This window comes from Marinococcus luteus, from assembly GCF_900106595.1.
In the GTDB taxonomy this organism is placed as follows: Bacteria; Bacillota; Bacilli; order Bacillales; family Marinococcaceae; genus Marinococcus; species Marinococcus luteus.
On sequence record NZ_FNNC01000007.1, the window covers coordinates 50,402 to 70,527 of the forward strand.

At 49.0% G+C, this 20,126-nt stretch carries 22 protein-coding genes; 15 read left to right on the plus strand and 7 right to left on the minus strand.

From position 1 onward, the window contains the following. The first annotated feature begins 86 nt into the window (after positions 1 to 86). From BLV22_RS13390 to BLV22_RS13405, 4 genes are all read left to right on the plus strand, one after another. The gene (locus BLV22_RS13390; RefSeq protein ID WP_091616377.1) at positions 87 to 1,598 is read left to right on the plus strand and encodes a sodium-dependent transporter; all 1,512 of its coding nucleotides are present in this window, start codon (positions 87 to 89) and stop codon (positions 1,596 to 1,598) included. Position 1,599: 1 nt separating this feature from the next. Beyond that, positions 1,600 to 1,704 (plus strand): methionine/alanine import family NSS transporter small subunit, encoded by a 105-nt coding sequence (locus tag BLV22_RS13395; protein ID WP_022793941.1) that lies wholly within the window; start codon positions 1,600 to 1,602, stop codon positions 1,702 to 1,704. Positions 1,705 to 1,919: 215 nt separating this feature from the next. After that, positions 1,920 to 2,843, plus strand: a complete 924-nt coding sequence (gene lipA, locus BLV22_RS13400) for a lipoyl synthase (RefSeq protein WP_281241118.1) — start codon at positions 1,920 to 1,922, stop codon at positions 2,841 to 2,843. A 40-nt stretch (positions 2,844 to 2,883) separates the two neighbouring features. Next, positions 2,884 to 3,255, plus strand: coding sequence for a YutD family protein (locus tag BLV22_RS13405; protein ID WP_091616383.1), 372 nt, complete (start codon positions 2,884 to 2,886; stop codon positions 3,253 to 3,255). A 26-nt stretch (positions 3,256 to 3,281) separates the two neighbouring features. Here BLV22_RS13405 and glpX read toward each other — a convergent pair whose 3' ends face one another. Continuing rightward, the gene (glpX, locus tag BLV22_RS13410; RefSeq protein WP_091616385.1) at positions 3,282 to 4,253 is read right to left on the minus strand and encodes a class II fructose-bisphosphatase; all 972 of its coding nucleotides are present in this window, start codon (positions 4,251 to 4,253) and stop codon (positions 3,282 to 3,284) included. 156 nt (positions 4,254 to 4,409) lie between these two features. Between glpX and BLV22_RS13415 the strand changes: the two genes are divergently transcribed. From BLV22_RS13415 to thrB, 5 genes are all read left to right on the plus strand, one after another. Continuing rightward, positions 4,410 to 4,868 (plus strand): DUF86 domain-containing protein, encoded by a 459-nt coding sequence (locus BLV22_RS13415; RefSeq protein WP_091616388.1) that lies wholly within the window; start codon positions 4,410 to 4,412, stop codon positions 4,866 to 4,868. A 15-nt stretch (positions 4,869 to 4,883) separates the two neighbouring features. Beyond that, entirely contained in the window at positions 4,884 to 5,654 is a 771-nt protein-coding gene (locus BLV22_RS13420) for a TIGR01457 family HAD-type hydrolase (protein WP_091616391.1), read from the plus strand. 142 nt (positions 5,655 to 5,796) lie between these two features. Then, the gene (locus BLV22_RS13425; RefSeq protein ID WP_091616394.1) at positions 5,797 to 7,098 is read left to right on the plus strand and encodes a homoserine dehydrogenase; all 1,302 of its coding nucleotides are present in this window, start codon (positions 5,797 to 5,799) and stop codon (positions 7,096 to 7,098) included. Next, positions 7,099 to 8,166 carry a threonine synthase gene (thrC, locus tag BLV22_RS13430; RefSeq protein ID WP_091616396.1) on the plus strand — a complete coding sequence of 356 codons (1,068 nt, stop codon included), beginning with the start codon at positions 7,099 to 7,101 and terminating at the stop codon, positions 8,164 to 8,166. It abuts the gene before it with no gap. Beyond that, entirely contained in the window at positions 8,159 to 9,088 is a 930-nt protein-coding gene (gene thrB / locus BLV22_RS13435) for a homoserine kinase (protein ID WP_245724105.1), read from the plus strand. Before thrC ends, thrB begins: the two co-directional genes overlap by 8 nt. Before the next feature lie 70 nt (positions 9,089 to 9,158). Here thrB and BLV22_RS13440 read toward each other — a convergent pair whose 3' ends face one another. After that, a complete protein-coding gene (locus BLV22_RS13440; protein WP_022793950.1) occupies positions 9,159 to 9,401 on the minus strand; it encodes a NifU family protein in 243 nt (80 codons plus the stop codon). A 184-nt stretch (positions 9,402 to 9,585) separates the two neighbouring features. Here BLV22_RS13440 and BLV22_RS13445 point away from each other — a divergent pair, with 184 nt between their 5' ends. Continuing rightward, the gene (locus tag BLV22_RS13445) at positions 9,586 to 9,912 is read left to right on the plus strand and encodes a DUF1462 family protein (RefSeq protein WP_091616666.1); all 327 of its coding nucleotides are present in this window, start codon (positions 9,586 to 9,588) and stop codon (positions 9,910 to 9,912) included. Positions 9,913 to 9,978: 66 nt separating this feature from the next. Here the strand turns inward: BLV22_RS13445 and BLV22_RS13450 are convergent, their stop codons facing one another. Further along, on the minus strand, positions 9,979 to 11,448 hold the full coding sequence (locus BLV22_RS13450; protein ID WP_245724106.1) for an alkaline phosphatase: 1,470 nt from the start codon (positions 11,446 to 11,448) through the stop codon (positions 9,979 to 9,981). A gap of 241 nt (positions 11,449 to 11,689) precedes the next feature. Next, entirely contained in the window at positions 11,690 to 13,339 is a 1,650-nt protein-coding gene (locus tag BLV22_RS13455; RefSeq protein WP_091616402.1) for an FAD-dependent oxidoreductase, read from the minus strand. A gap of 249 nt (positions 13,340 to 13,588) precedes the next feature. On the opposite strand from BLV22_RS13455, the gene BLV22_RS13460 reads away from it, so the two are divergent. The 3 genes from BLV22_RS13460 to dapF all read left to right on the plus strand — a co-directional run bounded on the left by BLV22_RS13460 (position 13,589) and on the right by dapF (position 15,000). Next, positions 13,589 to 13,825, plus strand: coding sequence for a YuzB family protein (locus BLV22_RS13460; protein ID WP_022794141.1), 237 nt, complete (start codon positions 13,589 to 13,591; stop codon positions 13,823 to 13,825). A gap of 66 nt (positions 13,826 to 13,891) precedes the next feature. Beyond that, positions 13,892 to 14,146 carry a hypothetical protein gene (locus BLV22_RS13465; protein WP_091616404.1) on the plus strand — a complete coding sequence of 85 codons (255 nt, stop codon included), beginning with the start codon at positions 13,892 to 13,894 and terminating at the stop codon, positions 14,144 to 14,146. Continuing rightward, positions 14,143 to 15,000 carry a diaminopimelate epimerase gene (gene dapF / locus BLV22_RS13470; RefSeq protein WP_091616407.1) on the plus strand — a complete coding sequence of 286 codons (858 nt, stop codon included), beginning with the start codon at positions 14,143 to 14,145 and terminating at the stop codon, positions 14,998 to 15,000. The genes BLV22_RS13465 and dapF overlap by 4 nt, the downstream gene beginning before the upstream one ends. A gap of 37 nt (positions 15,001 to 15,037) precedes the next feature. On the opposite strand, the gene mqnE is transcribed toward dapF, so the two are convergent. Together mqnE and BLV22_RS13480 are read right to left on the minus strand one after the other, a co-directional pair. Then, positions 15,038 to 16,135 carry an aminofutalosine synthase MqnE gene (gene mqnE, locus BLV22_RS13475; protein ID WP_091616410.1) on the minus strand — a complete coding sequence of 366 codons (1,098 nt, stop codon included), beginning with the start codon at positions 16,133 to 16,135 and terminating at the stop codon, positions 15,038 to 15,040. Between the two features lie 223 nt (positions 16,136 to 16,358). After that, complete coding sequence (locus BLV22_RS13480; RefSeq protein ID WP_245724112.1) at positions 16,359 to 17,984, minus strand: aryl-sulfate sulfotransferase; 1,626 nt, start codon at positions 17,982 to 17,984, stop codon at positions 16,359 to 16,361. Positions 17,985 to 18,164: 180 nt separating this feature from the next. Between BLV22_RS13480 and BLV22_RS13485 the strand changes: the two genes are divergently transcribed. Both BLV22_RS13485 and BLV22_RS13490 read left to right on the plus strand, forming a co-directional pair. Beyond that, positions 18,165 to 18,518, plus strand: coding sequence for a HesB/IscA family protein (locus BLV22_RS13485; RefSeq protein WP_022794136.1), 354 nt, complete (start codon positions 18,165 to 18,167; stop codon positions 18,516 to 18,518). 106 nt (positions 18,519 to 18,624) lie between these two features. Beyond that, positions 18,625 to 19,095 (plus strand): hypothetical protein, encoded by a 471-nt coding sequence (locus BLV22_RS13490; protein WP_091616415.1) that lies wholly within the window; start codon positions 18,625 to 18,627, stop codon positions 19,093 to 19,095. A gap of 36 nt (positions 19,096 to 19,131) precedes the next feature. Here BLV22_RS13490 and BLV22_RS13495 read toward each other — a convergent pair whose 3' ends face one another. After that, positions 19,132 to 20,121 carry an NAD(P)/FAD-dependent oxidoreductase gene (locus BLV22_RS13495; RefSeq protein WP_091616418.1) on the minus strand — a complete coding sequence of 330 codons (990 nt, stop codon included), beginning with the start codon at positions 20,119 to 20,121 and terminating at the stop codon, positions 19,132 to 19,134. Positions 20,122 to 20,126: the final 5 nt, after the last annotated feature.

The following is a 20,126-nucleotide window of genomic DNA, read 5'->3' on the forward strand; positions in this document are numbered from 1 at the left end:
AGATAAATATAATGAATTATCAGACAAAAGTTGTGCATCAGCAGATGTTCACATAGTCATGTAACAGATAAAAAGGAGGAAGCTTCATGGCTGCAAGAGAACAGTGGGGTACACGTGCGGGTTTTATTATGGCAGCAGTCGGATCTGCGATCGGGCTCGGAAATATTTGGCGCTTTCCGGCTACGGCGTTTGAAAACGGCGGCGGCGCGTTTTTTGTCCCATATTTATTTGCGCTGCTGACAGCAGGTATTCCGCTTTTGATTATGGAATTTACCATGGGTCATAAATACCGGAGCGCAGCACCAAGAACGTATTCAAAAATGAACAAAAATGTGGAGTGGATCGGCTGGTGGGCCGTGGCGGTAGCATTTGTTATTTCTACATATTATCCTGTGATCATCGCCTGGTCGCTGTCCTACACAGTTTTTTCTTTCAATTTAAGCTGGGGGGCCGACACCGAAGCGTTTTTGTTTAACGACTATCTGCAGCTGGCAGATCCCGGGCAGTTCGGCGGCATGACGATCGGAGTGCTTATTCCGTTAATCCTCGTCTGGGCGATCGCGCTTGGTATATTATTTAAAGGGGTGCAGCGCGGTATTGAACTGGCGAACCGGATTTTTATTCCGACGCTGGTCGTCATCTTCCTTATTATCTGCATCCGCGCGGTCACTCTTCCGGGAGCGGCAGAAGGGCTTCAGGCTTTCTTTGAACCGGATTTTGGGGCACTCACCCAGGGAGGTGTCTGGGTCGCCGCATACGGCCAGATTTTCTTTAGTTTATCAATCGCTTTTGCGATTATGATCACCTATTCCAGTTATCTGCCGAAAAAATCAGACATTACAAACAATGCCTTTATTACTGGCTTTAGTAACTCCAGCTTTGAGCTGCTGGCCGGGATTGGCGTCTTTTCAGCTCTCGGGTTCATGGCCCAGCAGCTGGACGTGGGAGTAGAAGAAGTGGTAGCCGGCGGTGTCGGACTTGCGTTTGTTGTCTTTCCGCAGATCATCAGTGAATTTCCTGCGCTCAGCGGCCTGTTTGGTGTTCTTTTCTTCCTGTCGCTCGCCCTGGCCGGATTATCATCACTTATTTCTATTTCCGAAACGTACATTAAAGGCCTGCAGGAAAAATTCGGCTGGACGCGCGGGAAAGCAGTCGGTATCGGTGGCGGTGCAGCGGCACTGTGCTCCCTGATATTTGCTACCCGTGGCGGCCTGAACTTCCTTGACGCAGCCGATTACTTTATCAATCAGTTCGGCGTGGCTCTGCTTGGCCTGGTGGAAGTAGTATTGATTGCCTGGGTGCTCCGCAAGCTGCCGGAATTTCAACAGCACGCCAACGCAATTTCTGATATCCGCCTTGGCGGCTGGTGGAAAGTATGTCTTGGTGTCATTACGCCAATTGTGCTTGGTTATATGATGATTGATTTATTCCTGCAAAATATTCTAAAGCAGTTTGATACCGAAAATGGGAATTACGCTGGGTATACAGACGGATTTATTTTCGCCAGCGGATGGGCTGTGGCCCTGGCTGCTTTAGCGGCAGGTATTATTATGTCCCTCATACGCTGGAAAGGCTTATCCAAAGAGGAGGCTGAGTAAATTGACAGCCGGAGCAATTATAACAATGGTCGTAGGAATGGTTATTATATGGGGCGGTCTTGTGGCAAGTCTTTTAAATGCAAAAAAAGCCTCGAAACAAAAATAAAATGAAGCAGCCCGGGAGCAGGCAGCCGGGCTGCTTTTTGTTTGCTGTCTTTTGATTGTTCCCGGCTGCTGACGGATTTGTGGGTGGTATAGAAGGACGTCTATGAATTGTCTGAACCTGTGGAACGTGTTAAAGTATAGAGGAAAACAGTAAAAACTGGCCAGTCTAATCAAACATATACTACAGATAGAGCGCAAACAGGCATTTTATTATTCATAACTGGGAGTGAGAGCATCATGGCAAAAACGGAAGAATACATCCGCAAGCCGGAATGGCTGAAAATAAAACTAAACACCAACGAGTCCTACAAAGGGCTGAAAAAAATGATGCGGGAGAAAAATCTTCACACGGTATGTGAAGAAGCCAGATGCCCGAACATCCACGAGTGCTGGGCAGTCAGAAAGACGGCTACATTCATGATCCTCGGTGACACCTGTACGCGCGGCTGTCGTTTCTGCGCTGTTAAAACCGGTCTTCCAAACGAACTGGACTGGGGCGAGCCTGAACGTGTCGCGGATTCCGTTGAACAAATGGGGCTGAAGCATGTCGTTATTACAGCCGTAGCAAGAGATGACCTTAAAGATGGCGGCTCGGAAGTATTTGCCGAAACGATCCGTGCCGTCCGCCGGAAAAATCCGGTTACGACAATCGAAGTGCTGCCATCAGACATGTCCGGTACCCCGGAAAACCTGGACATTTTAATGGAAGCAAGGCCGAACATTCTGAACCACAATATTGAAACAGTGGAACGGTTGACGCCGCGGGTGCGCGCCCGGGCAAAATATCGTCGTTCCCTTGATTTCCTTCAGTATTCCAAAGAGCTTCATCCGGATATTCCAACCAAATCGAGCCTGATGGTCGGTCTCGGAGAAACAAAAGAGGAAATCATTCAGGCTATGGATGATCTGCGGGCACACGACGTTGATATCATGACGATCGGGCAGTATCTGCAGCCGACGAAAAAGCATTTAAAAGTACAAAGATATTATACGCCGGAGGAATTTGCGGAGCTGAAAGAAATTGCAATGACAAAAGGATTCAGTCACTGTGAATCCGGTCCTCTTGTCCGTTCTTCCTACCATGCTGACGAGCAGGTGAACGAAGCACAGGTACAAATGGAAGCAAGCAAGTATCAATAAATTAGAGACCGTCCCTGGAAAAACCAGTTCCTCTTTTCGGATGCTGGTTTTTCTTTTGGAAGGGCCGGCCTCTGCAAAGGAGGGGAGCTCATTGATTCGAGTTCAGGGACAGCGTTATGAACTGCTCGAAGATTTTCGGGATGGCTGGAGTGAAGAAGCGTTTAAAGAACGTTACAGCGAAGTGCTGAACAAGTATGACTATGTCGTTGGGGACTGGGGGCATGAGCAGCTCCGCATGCGCGGCTTTTTTGAAAACGACCGCAAAAAAGTCCCCCACGATTTTAAAATCGGTACCCTTGAAGATTACTTGCTGGAGTACTGTAATTTTGGCTGTGCCTATTTTGTATTAAAAAAGGTCCGTCAGGAGCAAAAGGAAGAAAACGAGGAAGAAGCAGAAGAATCCGTAACGTAAAAACCCCCGGCGCCGGGGGTTTTTGTTTATTCTTCAGCAAGAAGGTGAGGTTTGTAGTCAAGGTGATGCTGGGCTTTAATGTAGCGGACAGTACGGGTTTTGGCTCGCATGACGATGGAGTCTGTTTCGGCAAGATCCCCTCCAAGAAAACGGACTCCGTCAAGCAGTTCACCGCTTGAAACGCCGGTCGCTGCGAAGATAGCATCGTCGCCTTTAACGAGATCAGACAATTGAAGCACCTTGCTCGTGTCCGTAATTCCCATGACTCTGCAGCGCTCTTCCTCTTCGGCATCTGAGGGTACAAGGCGGGCCTGCATATCCCCGCCGAGTGCTTTAATAGCGGCAGCTGAGATGACGCCTTCCGGAGCTCCACCGGTGCCAAGGAATAAATCAATGCCGGTGCGCGGAAGCGCAGCTGCGATGGAAGCTCCTACATCCCCGTCGCCAAACAGCTTCACCCGCGCCCCTTTGGCCCGGACACGGTCGATGAGCTGCTGATGACGCTCGCGGTCCTGGATAATAACCGTTACGTCCCGGACCCGTTTGTTGCTTGTTTTAGCAATCGTATCGATGGTAGTCTCGATCGGGTCATCCAGGCGGACGTTCCCCGCAGCTTTCGGCCCGACCGCGATTTTTTCCATATACATGTCCGGTGCATGAAGCAGTGTGCCGCGGTCCCCGATGGCAATGACAGCGACAGCGTTGGCCCGGCCGCTCGCAACGATATTTGTTCCTTCGAGCGGGTCAACAGCGATATCAACCTCAGGCCCTTCCCCGTCTCCCACTTCTTCTCCGATATATAGCATGGGTGCTTCGTCGAGTTCCCCTTCCCCGATAACGACCGTTCCGCGGCAGTGCACAGAGTCAAACATGGACCTCATCGAAGTCGTAGCAGCATCATCCGCTTCTATTTTTCTTCCGCGTCCAAGCCACTGGGCCGAAGAAACGGCAGCAGCCTCTGTGACACGTACAATTTCAAGCGCCAATTCTCTATCCATAAATAGATTTCATCCTTTCCTGTAAGAAAATGCATATGTAAAGTCTGCAAAATGCTTAACCATCGTACCATATTTATGGGCCGTCTTCAGCGGCGGTTTTATCTGCAGAAGCGGTTAGATATGCTACCATGGAGAATGAGAAAAGGAGGCAGAGAAATGTATTTTGTAGACCGAAAACAAATTGAAGACCGCCTGCAGTATATGGAGCAGCTCGGGCGTATATATAAGCAGGTCCGGGAGGAAAGCACAGCAGGCACGCAGCTGGCGCTCGAAAGGCTCGCGCACGGATGGATTGAAGCGCTGATAGACGTCGGCAATCAGATGATTGATGGTTTTATTATGAGGGATCCGGGCAGCTATGAAGATATTCTCGATATTCTTGAAGACGAACGGGTGCTCGAATCTGAAGTGATCAGCCGACTGAAACCGCTGGTGGCATTCCGGAAAAAGCTCGTGCAGGAATTTACTGCTATTGAATCTGCCGAAATCAAACAGGTGCTTGAGGAAGCGGAGCCCGCTGTGGAGAAGGTAAGCCCGTCGGTAAGAAATTATCTTGAGGAGGAGCTCGGGCCGGTATCTGCCTTCCTGCCCGAGGAGAAGGATACACAGGAATAAAGGAGGCGAACGGCCATGAAAAAGTATAAAGCATATTTAATTGATCTGGACGGGACTATGTACCGGGGCAGCGAACCAATCCCGGAAGCTGTGCGGTTTGTGAATCAGCTTCACGATAAAGGTATCCCGCATTTGTATATGACCAACAACTCCACCTCAGCCCCAAAAACAGTGGCTGAACGACTGGCGGGCATGGGAGTGAAGTGCGTGGCAGACCAGGTGATGACAACGTCGCTTGCAACAGCCAGATACTTACATGAGCAGGCGCCTTCTGCCAGAGTGTATGTAGTTGGGGAGCAGGGGCTTCAGGAAGCGTTGGAGGATTACGGCTTCCGTCTTACGGAAACCAATCCTGATGCTGTCGTAATGGGGCTCGACCGCAGCATTACATACGATAAACTGAGCAAGGCGACGGTAGCGGTACGAAACGGCGCCATGTTCATATCCACTAATGAAGATGCCGCTGTCCCCACCGAGCAGGGCTTTCATCCTGGCAACGGGGCGCTCACTTCAGTCGTTACGACAGCCGCACAGCAAAATCCGGTCTTTATCGGCAAGCCACAGCCTATTATGGTGGACATGGCGATGCAGGCGCTCGGCCTGTCCAAAGATGAGGTGGCGTTAATCGGGGACAATTATGATACCGATATTCTCGCCGGGGTGCGGGCAGGAATAGATACCATTCATGTGAACACAGGAGTTACAAGCAGGGAAGCGGCAGCGGGTAAAGAGATTCCTCCGGCCTATCAGGTGGAAACACTGGCAGAATGGGCTGATTATCTATAGCTTTTTTTGCTGTAATGGTTGCGAGTTGAAAATAATATCGTTATAATGTCCTTTATAGAAAGACATTTGTTTACCTAAAATAAACATTATATAAATAAAGAACGTAATAAAGGTTTTAGAGGGAGTTAGGAGTGTAGCAGGAATGGAAAAAATCGCCGTAGGTATGCTTGGATTTGGAACGGTTGGAGCCGGTGTGGCTCAACTGCTTGAAGAGCATAAACAAGAGCTTCAGCACCAGGTGGGTGCTGATGTGTTTTTAAAAAAAGCACTGGTTCGTGATTTGGAAAAACCAAGGACCGGTCAGGTGAGTTTGCGGGAAGATCAGCTGACGCTGGAGGCAGATGACGTGCTCCGCGACCCTGAGATTCACACGGTTATTGAAGTGATGGGGAGTGTGGACCAGGCAAGAAAGTATATTACCCAGGCACTGCAGCAGGGCAAAAGCGTTGTTACTGCAAATAAAGACTTGATGGCCCTCCACGGGGCAGAGCTGTTAAAAATCGCGGCAGACAACCACAGCGATCTGTTTTATGAAGCGAGCGTAGCCGGGGGAATACCGGTACTGCGGGGCCTTACGGAAGGACTTGCTTCCGACCGGATTACAAAAATGATGGGTATCGTGAACGGCACGACCAACTACGTGCTGACGAAAATGAGCCAGGACGACCGTCCTTACCAGGAAGTCCTGCTTGAAGCGCAGGAGCTTGGATTTGCAGAAAGCGATCCTACCGCAGATGTCGAAGGTCTGGATGCTGCCAGAAAAGTAGCTATTCTGGCGAACCTCGGCTTTTCCATGAATGTGGAGCTTTCGGACGTTACCGTTGAAGGCATTACGTCCATTACAACAGATGACCTTGCCTACTGCCGGCAGATGGGCTATACGTTAAAGCTGATCGGCCTGGCTGAACGGAAAAACGGGAAGGTGGAGCTTGCTGTGCAGCCGATGATGCTGCCAAACGACCACCCGCTGTCCTCGGTGCAAAACGAATACAACGCTGTGTACATTTACGGTGAAGCGGTGGGAGAGACGATGTTTTACGGTCCGGGAGCTGGAGCGCTTCCAACTGCAACAGCGGTTGTTTCGGATCTTGTCACTTCTGTACGCAATATGCGCCTTGGCGTCAGCGGCCAGCATGTCGGAGAGCCGCTGAATGAAAAGCATATCAAACCGGATAACGAAGTATTTTCGAAATACTTTCTCCGCCTGCACGTAAAAGACGCCACCGGTACTTTCGCAGCCCTCACCTCGATTTTCGCTGAAGAGGATGTAAGCTTTGAACGCCTCGTGCAATGGCCAGTGGAAGGAATGGTGAATACCGCAGAAATTGTCATTATTACGCATACAACATCACTCGATGTATACAAGCGGCTTCAAAAGGCGTTAAACAGTCTTGATGTTGTGATAGATATTAAAAGCAGCTACCGTGTAGAGGGAGGAAGCTAAATGAGTGCTTGGCAGGGACTTTTAAAGCAGTACAAAGATTTTTTACCAGTAACAGAAAACACGCCGGCGCTTTCCCTGAATGAAGGTAATACGCCGTTAATACCACTTGAACGCCTGTCGGAAGAGTGGGGCGTGAACATTCACGTGAAGACAGAAGGTACCAACCCGACGGGCTCGTTTAAAGACCGGGGAATGGTGATGGCGGTAGCGAAAGCGAAAGAAGAGGGAAGTAAAGCTATTATCTGTGCTTCCACAGGAAATACCTCTGCAGCGGCAGCTGCCTATGGTACGAGAGCCGGCCTCCGCACGATCGTTGTAATTCCGGAAGGGAAAATTGCGCTCGGGAAGCTGGCTCAAGCCGTTATGTACGGAGCCGAAGTGTTTGAAATCCAGGGCAACTTTGATAACGCGCTCGAAATCGTCCGGAGCATCAGTGAAAAAGAACCGATCACGCTCGTGAATTCTGTGAACCCTTATCGTATTGAAGGCCAGAAAACGGCTGCGTATGAAGTGTGTGAAGCGCTCGGAAAAGCACCGGATGCCCTCTGCATCCCGGTGGGGAATGCCGGAAACATCACGGCTTACTGGAAAGGATTTAAAGAGTACCATGAGCAGCACCAGACCGGCCTGCCGAACATGCTTGGCTTTGAAGCAGAAGGGGCAGCCGCCATCGTACGCGGTGAAGTCGTCAAAGATCCGGAAACGATCGCTACGGCTATACGCATCGGTAATCCGGCAAGCTGGGATAAAGCCATCCGGGTGACAGAAGAGTCAGACGGCCGCATTGATATGGTCACAGACGATGAGATTGTTGAAGCTTATCAGCTGCTTGCCAAAACAGAAGGCGTTTTTGCAGAACCAGCTTCCTGTGCTTCACTGGCGGGACTGAAAAAACAGATCGACAGCGGAAAAATCAAAAAAGGTTCTTCGGTCGTCTGCGTCCTCACTGGAAACGGACTAAAAGACCCGAGTACAGCGATTGATAAAGTGACGGTGAAACCAACGGTTATTCCAAATAATGAAGAAGCGTTTATGGAGCATATCAAGGGAGGAGTCGTTCGTGGCTGATAAAAGATTGTCGATCACTGTGCCGGCCAGTTCAGCGAATTTAGGACCAGGGTTTGATTCTGTAGGAGTAGCAGTCAACCGCTATCTTACGCTTTACATCGACCGGGCGGAGGAGTGGGAATTTTTCTCGAATTCATCCGAGCTCAGCAGCCTGCCAAGCAAAGAAGATAATCTTGTTTATCAGGCGGCGACAGCTTACGCAGCTGAATACGATGTGGAACTGTCCCCCTGCCGCGTGGAAATGGTAAGTGATATCCCGCTCGCAAGAGGACTTGGGAGCAGTGCTTCGGCAATTATTGCCGGTATTGAACTGGCAGACGAAATGGCCGGGCTGCACCGGTCGAAGGAAGAAAAAATGCAGTTTGCAAGCGGATGGGAAGGGCACCCGGACAACGTTGGGCCCTCGCTGTATGGCGGCCTGATCGTCGGGGCCTACGGAGAGGAAAAAACACATGTGATGCACTGCGGGGTCCCGGATGTGGATCTCGTGCTTGCCATTCCGGACAATGAGCTTCTGACTAAAGAAGCGAGGGGAGCACTTCCTTCCGAACTTCCTTACGCAACAGCTATTCACGGAAGCGCCGTAAGTAACGTGCTGGTTGCGGCTATTATAAAAGAAGACTGGAAAATGGCCGGTGAAATGATGGTGCGGGATGTTTTTCACCATCCGTACCGAGCGGATATGGTCCCCGGCCTCGAGGAAATGCTCAGCGGCATCCGCCAGTACGGGGCCTACGGGGCTGCGTTAAGCGGCGCCGGCCCGACCATTCTCTGCTTCGTACCAAGCGGCAAAGGCGAAGAGGTGAAACGGGCGATTCAGGAAGACTATCCGGATTTCCGGGTAGAAACAGCCAAACCGGCTCCCTTTGGCTCAAGCGTACACTATGTTAATCAGCCGGCAGGGGTATCAAGCTCGGTTTGAAATAGAAATAAAAGCATATAAAAAAGCTCAGGGCATTTAACACCCTGAGCTTTTTTGCGGTTACAGTCTATTAAAATACCTGCTCGAGTTCTTTAACTCCCGGTACTTCTTCTAAAAGAGCGCGTTCGATACCGGCTTTCAGTGTAATCGTAGAGGAAGGGCATGAGCCGCATGCTCCCATCAGGCGGACCATAACGATGCCGTCTTCAATATCTACAAGTTCAACGTCGCCTCCGTCGCGAAGCAGGAAGGGACGGAGCTTTTCAAGAACCTCCTGAACCTGTGCATGCATATCTTCTGTCGTTTGTGGCATGTTGATCTCTCCTTTCAATACTTTTATTATAAACCGTAGGGCTGTTATGTTCAAATGTCATCACGTATATATGCATTCTACTATGAACAGGTGCTGTTTGACAATCATTATCAACCGGGCAGGAGAAATAGTGAAGAAAGCACAGATATAGTATGATAAAGAAAAAGGGGGCAGGTGTGTGATCATGATAAAAGTGTATGGAGCAGAAAAAAAGTGTCCGAGCTGCGTGAATCTTCCATCAAGCCGGGAAACGGCAGAGTGGCTCGAAGCTGCAGTGCAAAGAAAGTATCCGGATAATCCCCCCAGTGTAGAACATATTGATATTGAAGACTCGACGTCGGCTTCTGATGCTGTGGCGGAAAAAGTCCGGCAGGAAGAATACTTTTATCCGCTCGTAACAGTGAACGGAATAGTAGTGGCAGAAGGCAATCCACGACTCAAAGCTGTTTACAGGGAAATTGATAAGACGCAATCGCCGGCCGCGGGAACGACAGAAGCACCAAAGGAATAAAAAGAGGCCGGGCGGAAGTTGATTCTCCGTCCGGCTTTTTTCAACTGCTGATAGATTCAGCGCCGCTTAATTGTTACCGTGTCCGCGGTCGTTTTCTTTGCCGTGCCCAGTTTGTTCAGCGGAAGCTTCCTCGATCAGCCCTTTAATGTCGGTATTGTCCATGTAGCCGGTGAAATTTTCACTGCCGGCCCCGGTGGCAAAGAGAGGAACCATTTCTCCTGTATGGCCGCCGGTATCGCTTTCTGCACGTATTTCTGTATCAAGGGCTCCGACGTCATAGTGGTCAGCAATAATGGAACCAATTTCCCAGCCTACCTGGTACTCAGGATATACTTCCCCTTCCTCATCTTCGATATTTGCACGGAATGCTTCTAATTCTTCGTCTGTAATGTCAATATCTGCATATTCCGAGAACACCTGCTGAATGCTTTCCTCAGTGTATTGATCAGAGTCCTCCCGGGTTTCAAGCTGCTGGGCCATATACTCCGGGGACACTTCAATGTCTTTCAGTCCATCCACATCCATGGTTTCTGTTGCGGACATGCCAAGTGTTTCATGGTCGGAAAGCACAACAACGAGCGTGTCATTCCGGTCTTCTGCCCAGGTAACGACCTGTTCAACCGTTTGGTCAAATTCGATCATTTCCTGCCATACGCCGGTGGCGTCAGCCGCATGGGCAGCGTGGTCAATACGGGCGCCTTCGACCATCATAAAGAAGCCGTCATCATCCTGTGAAAGCACGTCCAGTCCGGACTCAGTCATAGCCTGCAGGGATGGCTCCTCGCTGTCAACGTCGTCTTTATCGGTTTTATAGTTCATGTAGGAATCATTAAACAGGCCGAGCAGCTTGTCCGGAGTTCCGGCTTCCTCCAGCTCTTCTTCAGTAGTCGCGTATTCATAGCCGCTTTCCTGGAAATCATCCACGAGCCTGTCTTCGCTCGCGTCCTCGTCAGCTCCGAAAAATTCACCGCCGCCCCCAAGCAGGACATCATATTCCTCCTCGTACTGCTGTTCGGCAATGTCCTCTTCGCTTCCTCTGTCAGCTACGCTTGCAGTAAATGAAGCCGGAGTGGCGTCTGTGACCGTGTTATTGGAAATAACGCCGACTTTTTTTCCGTCGTCCTGGTACTGATCCAGAATGCTGTCTACTTCGTTGCCGTCTTCGTCGACACCGATGCTTCCGTTATTTGTTTTCGTGCCGGTAGCGATGGCTGTACCGGCAGCGGCTGAATCAGTTACGTTGTTATCAGCAGAATATGTGCTGGTCATGCCTGTATGTTCAAGCGATTCCATGAACAGTTCGCCTTCCTTGCCGTATTCAAGCATAGAAGCGATTTCCATCTGCCCCATTCCCATGCCGTCCCCAACCATTACGATGACGTTTTCCGGCACATCTTCCTTGGCATTTTTACTGCTGTTTTCAATTCCGTTTTCACTGGCGTTATCATTAGCTGAGCCACTTGCGTGAAGAAGGCTCCCTGAGCTGATAACCATTCCTGCGAGAACGCCGACCGTTAACTTTTTTGAAAAATACATGCTGACCCTCCCATAATGATTCATAACTTTTGATATTTTTTGAAATTTTAGTTAATAATAAATGGGCCGGAAGCAACCGTCAACAACAATATATTTTTTCAGGCCAAATATCACTTTAATTTTCTAATTTTTTCATATTATGGATGTTTATTTACTTAGGACTATTAATTAGTTTTTGCAAACATAAAAAGATCTGCCTCATGGGCAGATCCTCTGGTGGAACATGAAATTATTTTGGCTATTAAACGCCGGAATGGTTTTTGTACATCCAGAGCACGCCGCTTTTTAACAGACGGGCGACGCGGCCGGTAACTGCTGCTTTGGCAGTGCCGCCCATCACCCCGAAGCCGTGCTTTTTGCCTAACGACCCGAGGGTGCCCTTGAGTTTGATTTCAGGCATCGTTTCCGGAAGCGGTTCGTTCTTCCATTGTTTTTTCATAATTGTGGCGATCTGTTCTGCCTGTCCCTCGGCAAGCTGGGCGCTTGGAGCGTGCGGCAGACTGGCACAGTCCCCGACGATAAAAATATTTTTATCGTTTGTTAGATGATGGTGGGGGGTTAAAATTATGCGTCCTTTCCGGTCTTTTTCCGTATCCAGGTCACGGATGATTTTATTTGGCTGGATACCTGCAGTCCAAATGATTGCTTCAGACTGGATCCAGTCTTCGTGGTTGTACAGGCCTTCTGCTGTCACAGTAGTGATGTCGGAATTGCTGATGACTTCAACGTCGTGCTTTTCAAACCAGTTCTGTACATAGTTACTAAGCCGTTTCGGGAACATAGGAAGAATGGTTTCCCCGCGGTCAAACAGACGTATGTGAAGATCTGAGCGGCTCTCCCGCAGTTCACTGGCCAGTTCTACGCCGCTGAGTCCGGCGCCTACGATGCTGACAGCGGATTTTGGCGGTAGATTGCTGATAGCTTCGTATGTTCGGCGTGTTGCTTCCATACTTTGAATACTGTAGGAATGCTCTTCTGCACCGGGAACCCCGTGAAAGTTGTCGACCGAGCCAAGACCGGCAATGAGCTTGTCATATGGAAGCGAAGAAGAATCAGACATAACCACCAGCTGATTTTCCATGTCGATATGGTCGACCGTGCCAAAATGAATTTTTAAACGGGAATGGTCGGGAAACGGAACACGCACGTCGTGGTCCGACTCGGTGCCGGCAGCAAGCGCGTAGTATTCCGTTTTCATACAGTGGTACGGAAGTTTATCCACTAATGTAATATCAACATCCTGGGGAAGGTCGCTGCCGAGCACGCGCTGAAGAAAACGCATCCCCCCGTAGCCTCCGCCTAATACGATAATTTTTTCCATTGTTTCTTGTCCCCCTTTGAGTAGCATGCTGTCTATGCCCGCGTGGACCAGCTGCATAAAATGATGAAGTAGTTCTTCGCGGTCGGTTTCAGCTCCGATGGATAGCTGATAGTAAAAATAGCTGTTGATGATATGTGCCCATCGATTCGAAGAAATGGAAGGGTCTATTTCCTGCTGGCGGACACCGCTCTCAAGGAGCTGTTCCCACGTGCGAAGCAAAGCACTGTCATGCTCGACCACATGGCGCCAAATGTGCCTGGTCAGGGAAGGGTTCAGGTGAAAGTCCCCCAGGAAATATCCGGCATAGGCACGAATACGGGAAGGAAGTGTCATGCGCTGAATTTTATACGTCTGCATGTATTCCTGCACCCTGAGCAGCCGGTCTTCTGCGAGTGCACGCATGATCGACTCTTTCGTAGGGAAGTAATTGAAAAAAGTCCCTTTGGCGACTTCGGCTGAAGCCGTGATTTCCTGTACAGTCGTCTGCTCAAAGCCCTTTTCCTGGAATAAATGCACAGCAGCCTGCAGAATGCGGGAACGTGTCTGCTCTCGTTTTTCCGTTCGTTTCATGGAATGCCCCCTCTGCGCAGCTGAAAGCATTTGCAAAAATAAAAAGTTACAATAGAGAGAACAATTCGGTGGTGCAGCCAGTAAAAATGACTGCGGTCAATTTTGATTATAGAGAGGTACAGCTGCTTTGGCAACCAATTTTAAAAATATCAAACAATTTTGTGAACGGGGCATTCAAACGAATTGGTTGACGCAGCGGCCACAGACGACTAATATAAACTCGTATAACCCGGGAAGAGGTGATGAAAGGTGAGGCCAATTATTGAGTTTTGCATGAGTAATTTGGCGAACGGCTCTCACGGGGCAATGGAAGAACTTGAAAAAGATCCGAATCTGGATGTTATTGAAGATATATGCTTAGGCTACTGCGGCCGTTGCTCTATGAATATGTACGCGCTTGTGAACGGGGAGCCGGTAGAAGGGGAAGATGAAAAAGATCTTCTTGCCAATATTTATACTCATCTCGAAGAAAACCCAATGTTTTAATGCAAAAGCGTCTTTCTGCAGAAGGGAAGACGCTTTTTTTCTCAACGTTTAAAGAGGGGGCAAAGAATGGATATCATTCCTTTTGAAAATACATGGCCGTATGACAAAATAGGTGAAGATATTTATATTAATGAATGTCCGTACTGCGGAACTAGAAATATATTAACAGCGATGAAAGTAAAAGATTTAGAATGGGCAAAAGAGGAAATAAAAACATATATCAATATGCCGTGCTGTCATAAACGCATGCATATTGTATTTGCAGATGAAGATTACTTATGGACGACAGAGCCGCTGAGACGAAGGGAGAGAAAGGCATGAAATTTACAAAAATGCACGGGCTTGGCAACAGCTACATTTATGTCGATGTATTTGAAGAAACACTCGAAGAGCATGAGCTGCCGAGGCTTGCCCGTCAGGTAGCCGATAAAAATAAAGGAATCGGTTCAGATGGCCTGATTTTGATTGGGCCGTCGACCCATGAAGACGTGAAGATGCAGGTGTTCAACGCTGATGGATCGGAAGCGAAAAACTGCGGAAACGGACTGCGCTGCACAGCTAAGTATGCGTATGAGCATGGTTACGTTAACAAAGAGCGTTTTACGATCGAAACGCTCGGAGGAACGATGAAAGCGACTGTTCACCCGGACAATACCGGCCAGACCGTCAGCCTGGTGACCGTCGACATGGGTGCTCCGGAATTTGACTGGGGCCGGGTGCCCGTCAAAGAGCAGGGAGAGGGAGAGCTCTCCCTTGAAGCTGCAGGCCGTTCCTGGCAGCTGATGCCTGTATCCATGGGCAATCCGCATGGAGTCATTTTCGTGGATGACACAGAACAGGCGCCGGTGGAAACGGCCGGGGCGGAGCTTGAAACACACGAAGCTTTTCCGGAAGGGGCCAACATTGAGTTCGTGCATATGCGCCGCAGCGATGTGATGGATTTTAGAGTATGGGAACGCGGCTCCGGTGTTACCCAGGCATGCGGAACAGGCGCTTGTGCGGCGGTGGCAGCCGCAGTGGCAGCCGGAAAGAGTGAAAAAGACAAAGAGGTGACTGTGCATCTTCCCGGAGGTGATCTGTATATTACGTGGCAGTCATCAGGGAATATACTGATGACGGGAAATGCTGAGGTTATCTGCACTGGGGACTATGAAACAAGAAGAGCCTCAATATAAAGAAAAAGAGAGCGGGCGCCCGCTCTCTTTTTTACGTTTAATAGGATTTAACAATGTTATAGAAGGTATCCCGTTCCACCGGGGTTTTGCCTGCTGTTTTAATCAGGTGGATCAATTCTTTGCGGGTGATTCCCTGGGACGTCAGCGCGCCGACAGAGTGGGAGATTCGTTCCTCAATCAGGGTGCCGTGAATATCGTCGGAGCCAAATGTGAGTGCCATCTGGGTCAGCTGGGCGCCGATATTAATCCAGTACGCTTTAATGTGATCAAAGTTATCAAGCATAAGTCGTGAAATCGCTACGGTCCGCAGGTCATCAAACGCGGAGGTGCGCTGGTGCAGGCCGGCATCGAGCTTGCGCGGCTGCATGGCGAGCGGGATAAAGACCATGAATCCATTGGTTTTGTCCTGCAGCGCACGAACACGATCCATATGAATGAGTCGTTCTTCCTTCGATTCAATCGACCCGTACAGCATCGTCGCGTGTGTACGCATGCCAAGGTCATGGGCGAGTTCGTGAGCTTCGAGCCATTCAAATGTCGTCGCCTTGTCCGGACTCATTTTCGCGCGGTAATTCTCTGTAAGAATTTCAGCACCGCCGCCTGGAAGCGTATCGAGTCCTGCCTTTTGCAGCTCTATGAGGACTTCGCGCATGCTGAGCCCTGCGTGACGGGCAAAAAATTCGATTTCAGCTCCTGTGTAGGCTTTAACTTTTGCCTGTGGGTAATGCTTTTTCAACACACGGACGGTGTTTAAATAATACTCAAACGGAACGTCCGTGTTGTGACCGCCAACGATGTGAAATTCCCGGATATTGTCATTCCAGCGTTTCTCTACGTATTCAAGCAGTTCTTCTTCATGCATCGTATACGCGTTTTCCTGGCCGGGCTTGCGTTTAAATCCGCAAAACGAGCAGCTGGCTTCGCATACGTTGGTCGGGTTGATGTACATATTTTCGATAAAATAAACGTTATCCCCGTTTTTTCTTTCGTTCACCTCATTTGCCAACTGGGCCACGGTTAACAGGTCTGCTGTTTCATAGAGGTAGAGGCCGTCTTCAATGGATAACCGTTCTCCTTCTCGGACTTTGTCGGCAATGCGCTGCATGTCGGCGTCGCGATTCAAGGTGATCGCCATATTAATCCTTCCTTTCCGATGTACAAGAAATACTGTGAAGTTAAAGCTCAGCGGTTCTGCAGGCAGCTTCCGTACCGCCGTGCAACACCTTATCTGCTGTATAGGTATATAAAAGGTATGCTGCCAGGGAAAGACATCATGCTAACAAGAATTTCCGGGGCTCAATTTCTTATTATACATCGTGCTATTACGGAAGGAAAGTAACAACGCCCAAAGCAGTTCTTCAATCGGAAGAAGCGGCTGCAGGGGAGGCTGAAGAGTAATTCCAAGCTTCCGGATAAAGCGGCATCCGCTCCGCCCGGTAAACCACCCGGCCGTCGCCCTCCCCGATGCCGGAAAGCTCGAGTTCGTAAACTACTTCATCTGTGGTGCCGGCAGTTTCAACGACAGTGGCCTGGTAGCCGTCCTTCACCTTCTGGTAGCCGGAGGTGAGCAGGCGGTTTTCGGTTTCGTACATATAATCAGCATCGCTGACCACGTTGGAGAAAAAATCTTTCCCGCGTTCTTCGCCGTAATCCCAGACGGTTTCCACGGTGCCTTCCTCTTCATTGATACGGTATTGAATGCCCTGGCTGAAATCCTGGCTGATGGATTCATCGCCGCGGGTGACTGCCCTGTTGTTGTCAAACAGGAGAACATCTTTTGTCTCCGGGTTGTCATCCTGATCTGGAAGAATCATCGGAGCATGCTGGGCGCCGGGATATTTCAAATTACCATTTTTGGGCTCGAGCACTTTTTCAGCCATGTCCGCATTCCAACCTTCCGGGGCTCCAAGAATCCAGTTAATATTCATCCCGGGATACGTTAAGCTGAGCACAGCACTCTGATGACGGCTGGATATAAGAATGCTTTCATTTTCTTTGTCATACCAAATAGCGTTTAGGTGCATCCAGTCGCCGTCGCTTTCGTTCGGTCCGGAATATTCTTCGTACGTTTCAGAAGGGAAGATGTCTTTTAAATCAAGCGATTCCACCGTCTCGCCGGTATCGCGGTCGATTTCCACCATAGTATCCTCTACGTAGGCATTGCTGTTATCGTGCACGGTAACTAACAGGTTATTGTTGGGCAGTTCGATGGCGTCGTGGTGAATGACGTTAGTGTCCTCGTAGCTGGGCAGGTTAATCTTGTACTGATGCTGAACCTTTCCGAGCATGTCCGTCTCAAACAGATATTCATTGCGATTATCCTCAGACTGCGATGCCCCGAGCAGCAGATTTCCATTGGAGAGCCGTTTAAACACAAACCCCCCGGTCCGGGAAGAGTACCAGCGGATATCTCCCTGTTCATCCACTCCATAGAATTTGGATTTACCAGGGGTTAAAAAAGTAATTCCGGGCTCCATTTCTGCCGGAGAGCTTTTTATCACTTCTCTATCATGAGCGAAGGCGGGAGTGTCGTTAGTTTCAATGGAAACGCTCTGCTCCTGAACGTTTCCCTGACGGTCCTCGGCTTCTATAGTAACTTCGTTGTCCGTATCAGGGTGAAGGCCGAGAACAGGCACCTCATGCTCCTGGTTAAAGGCAGAGTATGTATGTGTAATGTCCTGGGCGCCTCCGCGGCTGGCAACAGTCACAGTGATGCGGCTTGGATTTTCTGTGCGGAATTTTGTCAAAGCAGTCAGTGGAGCCTCGCCGTAAGGGTCCTGGATGACCATCGGATCGTCAAACGTGTAGTTTCCATCCATATATTCCTGCTGCCACTCCTTCTCCATTTCTTCCTGTGTTTCGATCAAATCGTTTTCGCTGTTTGTGGTGGAAGCACTTTGAAAAATGGAAAAAGAAACGGTCTGGCTAGTGTTCTCCGCAATAATGATCCATCCAGCAGCAAATGCGAGGATTACAAAAGTCATTATTTTCAAAAAAAACCTCCCTGCTTTGAATTATAAGAACTTTCTTACAAGTATAAGCAAAATGAAAGTATTTGCACACAAAAACACCCGCCTGAAAAAACAAAAGGGGAATATTTGAAGAACGGAGGATTAGGGTCTATAATATAAATGAGCCTCAGATACACAAAGGAGGAAACACTAATGTTAGTATTATCGGATGCAGCAGCACAGCGCGTGCTCGACATGATTGAAGAAGAAGGCGACAGTTCACTATATATGCGTGTAGGTGTAAAGGGCGGCGGATGCACCGGCTTATCCTACGGCATGGGTTTTGATTCTATAGTAGAAGAAACCGATCAAGTGCTTGAAATCAAAGGTGTACCAATCGTTGTAGACAGTGAGAGTGCTCCTGTTCTGGATGGCGTAAACATCGATTTCAAAGAAAACATGATGGGCGGCGGATTTACAATCGACAACCCGAACGCCATCGCTTCCTGCGGCTGTGGTGCATCGTTCAAGACCGCAACCAAAGAAGGCACACCGGAAAAGTGCTAGAAAAATAGCGTTAGAAAAAGCAGCTGTCAGTGTACAGCTGCTTTTTTTATGTTGTACTGGTCAATAATAGACACAATTTGTAAAATGTGAAGACAGGGGGGAAGTTATGAAAAAACGAACGATCTTTACAGGAACGGTTGGTATACTTATGCTCACAGGCTGTGGGAGCAGCTTATCAGACGACGAGCAGCAATACATAGACGAAGTGGACGAAAGTGCCACAGAGATTCAGCAGCTGGACACGAAGCTTACAGAAGCCGTAAACGCTGTGGAAAATGAAGAGGAAGGTGCAGCCGAAGAGCTGCAAAACATGCAGGAAGAGATTTTCGTAACAGCATTTGATAACGTCGAAGCCATCAGCGTACCGGAGGGCGAAGACATGCAGGCAGTGTATAAAGCCCATACCTCTTATGCAAACGAGTATGTTTATATTGCAGAAGTCTTGATGAGTACAGAAAATCTGCAGCAGTCAATTGGAGAAAACATCAACCCGGTACTCGAGCGGGCGGAGGACGAGCAGAGCAGCTTTGCTGATACAGTAGAAGAAGAAACCGGGGAAGAAATCAGCTTTGAATAGCAAAAAAAACGATCCCGAATACGGATCGTTTTTTTATTAAAACATATGGGAGCTGTGTCCTGGCTGGACTTTTGCCTTTGGATTAATATAATTCATCGCATTGTTCACTGCTGTAGGAGCTTCCCCGAAGCCGGTAGCAATTAATTTTACTTTGCCGTCGTAGGAAGTAACATCTCCTGCCGCGTATACGCCCGGGATGTTCGTTTCCATTTTCGTGTTTACAATGATGGAATTTTTATGAATATCCAGTCCCCATTCTTTAATAGGGCCGAGTGACGAAACGAAGCCGTAATTGACGATCAGGGAATCAACATCGACCACCTGTTCAGCAGTGCCTTTTACTTCTTCAAAAACGACCTGCTGAATACGTTCGCCGTCTCCGAGAACATCTTTAACCTGAAACGGTGTGAGAATATCCACATTCGACTGGTTAAGCTGTTCGACACTGTGCTCGTGGGCGCGGAATTTATCCCGGCGGTGGGCAAGGGTGACATCCGCAATGGGATCAAGCATGTTTGCCCAGTCCACAGCCGAATCGCCGCCGCCGAGAATCGTTACTTTTTCACCGGCAAATGCCTGAAGGTCGTTAACGAAATAATGAAGGTTGGATTCTTCGTATGGTTCCATGCCGTCAATTTGAAGCTTCCTTGGCTGAAAGGCGCCTACACCGGCAGTGATAATGATAGTGCGGGTATAATGGACTCCTTTATCCGTGTGAAGCTCGATAAGATCATCTTCGTTGCGGATAACATTTTCTACGCTTTGTTCAAGCACTACTTCCGGATTGAACGGGTTCATCTGTTCAATTAAATTATCTACAAGCTCCTGGGCACGGACTTTCGGGAACCCTGCAACGTCATATATAAACTTTTCGGGGTAAAGAGCAGCAAGTTGGCCCCCAAGCTGTGGCATGCTTTCAATAATTTTAACTTTAGCCTGGCGCATCCCTCCGTAAAACGCGGTGAATAAACCGGTAGGGCCGCCGCCAATAATGGTCACATCATATATATCTGACTCTAATACCATTAAGG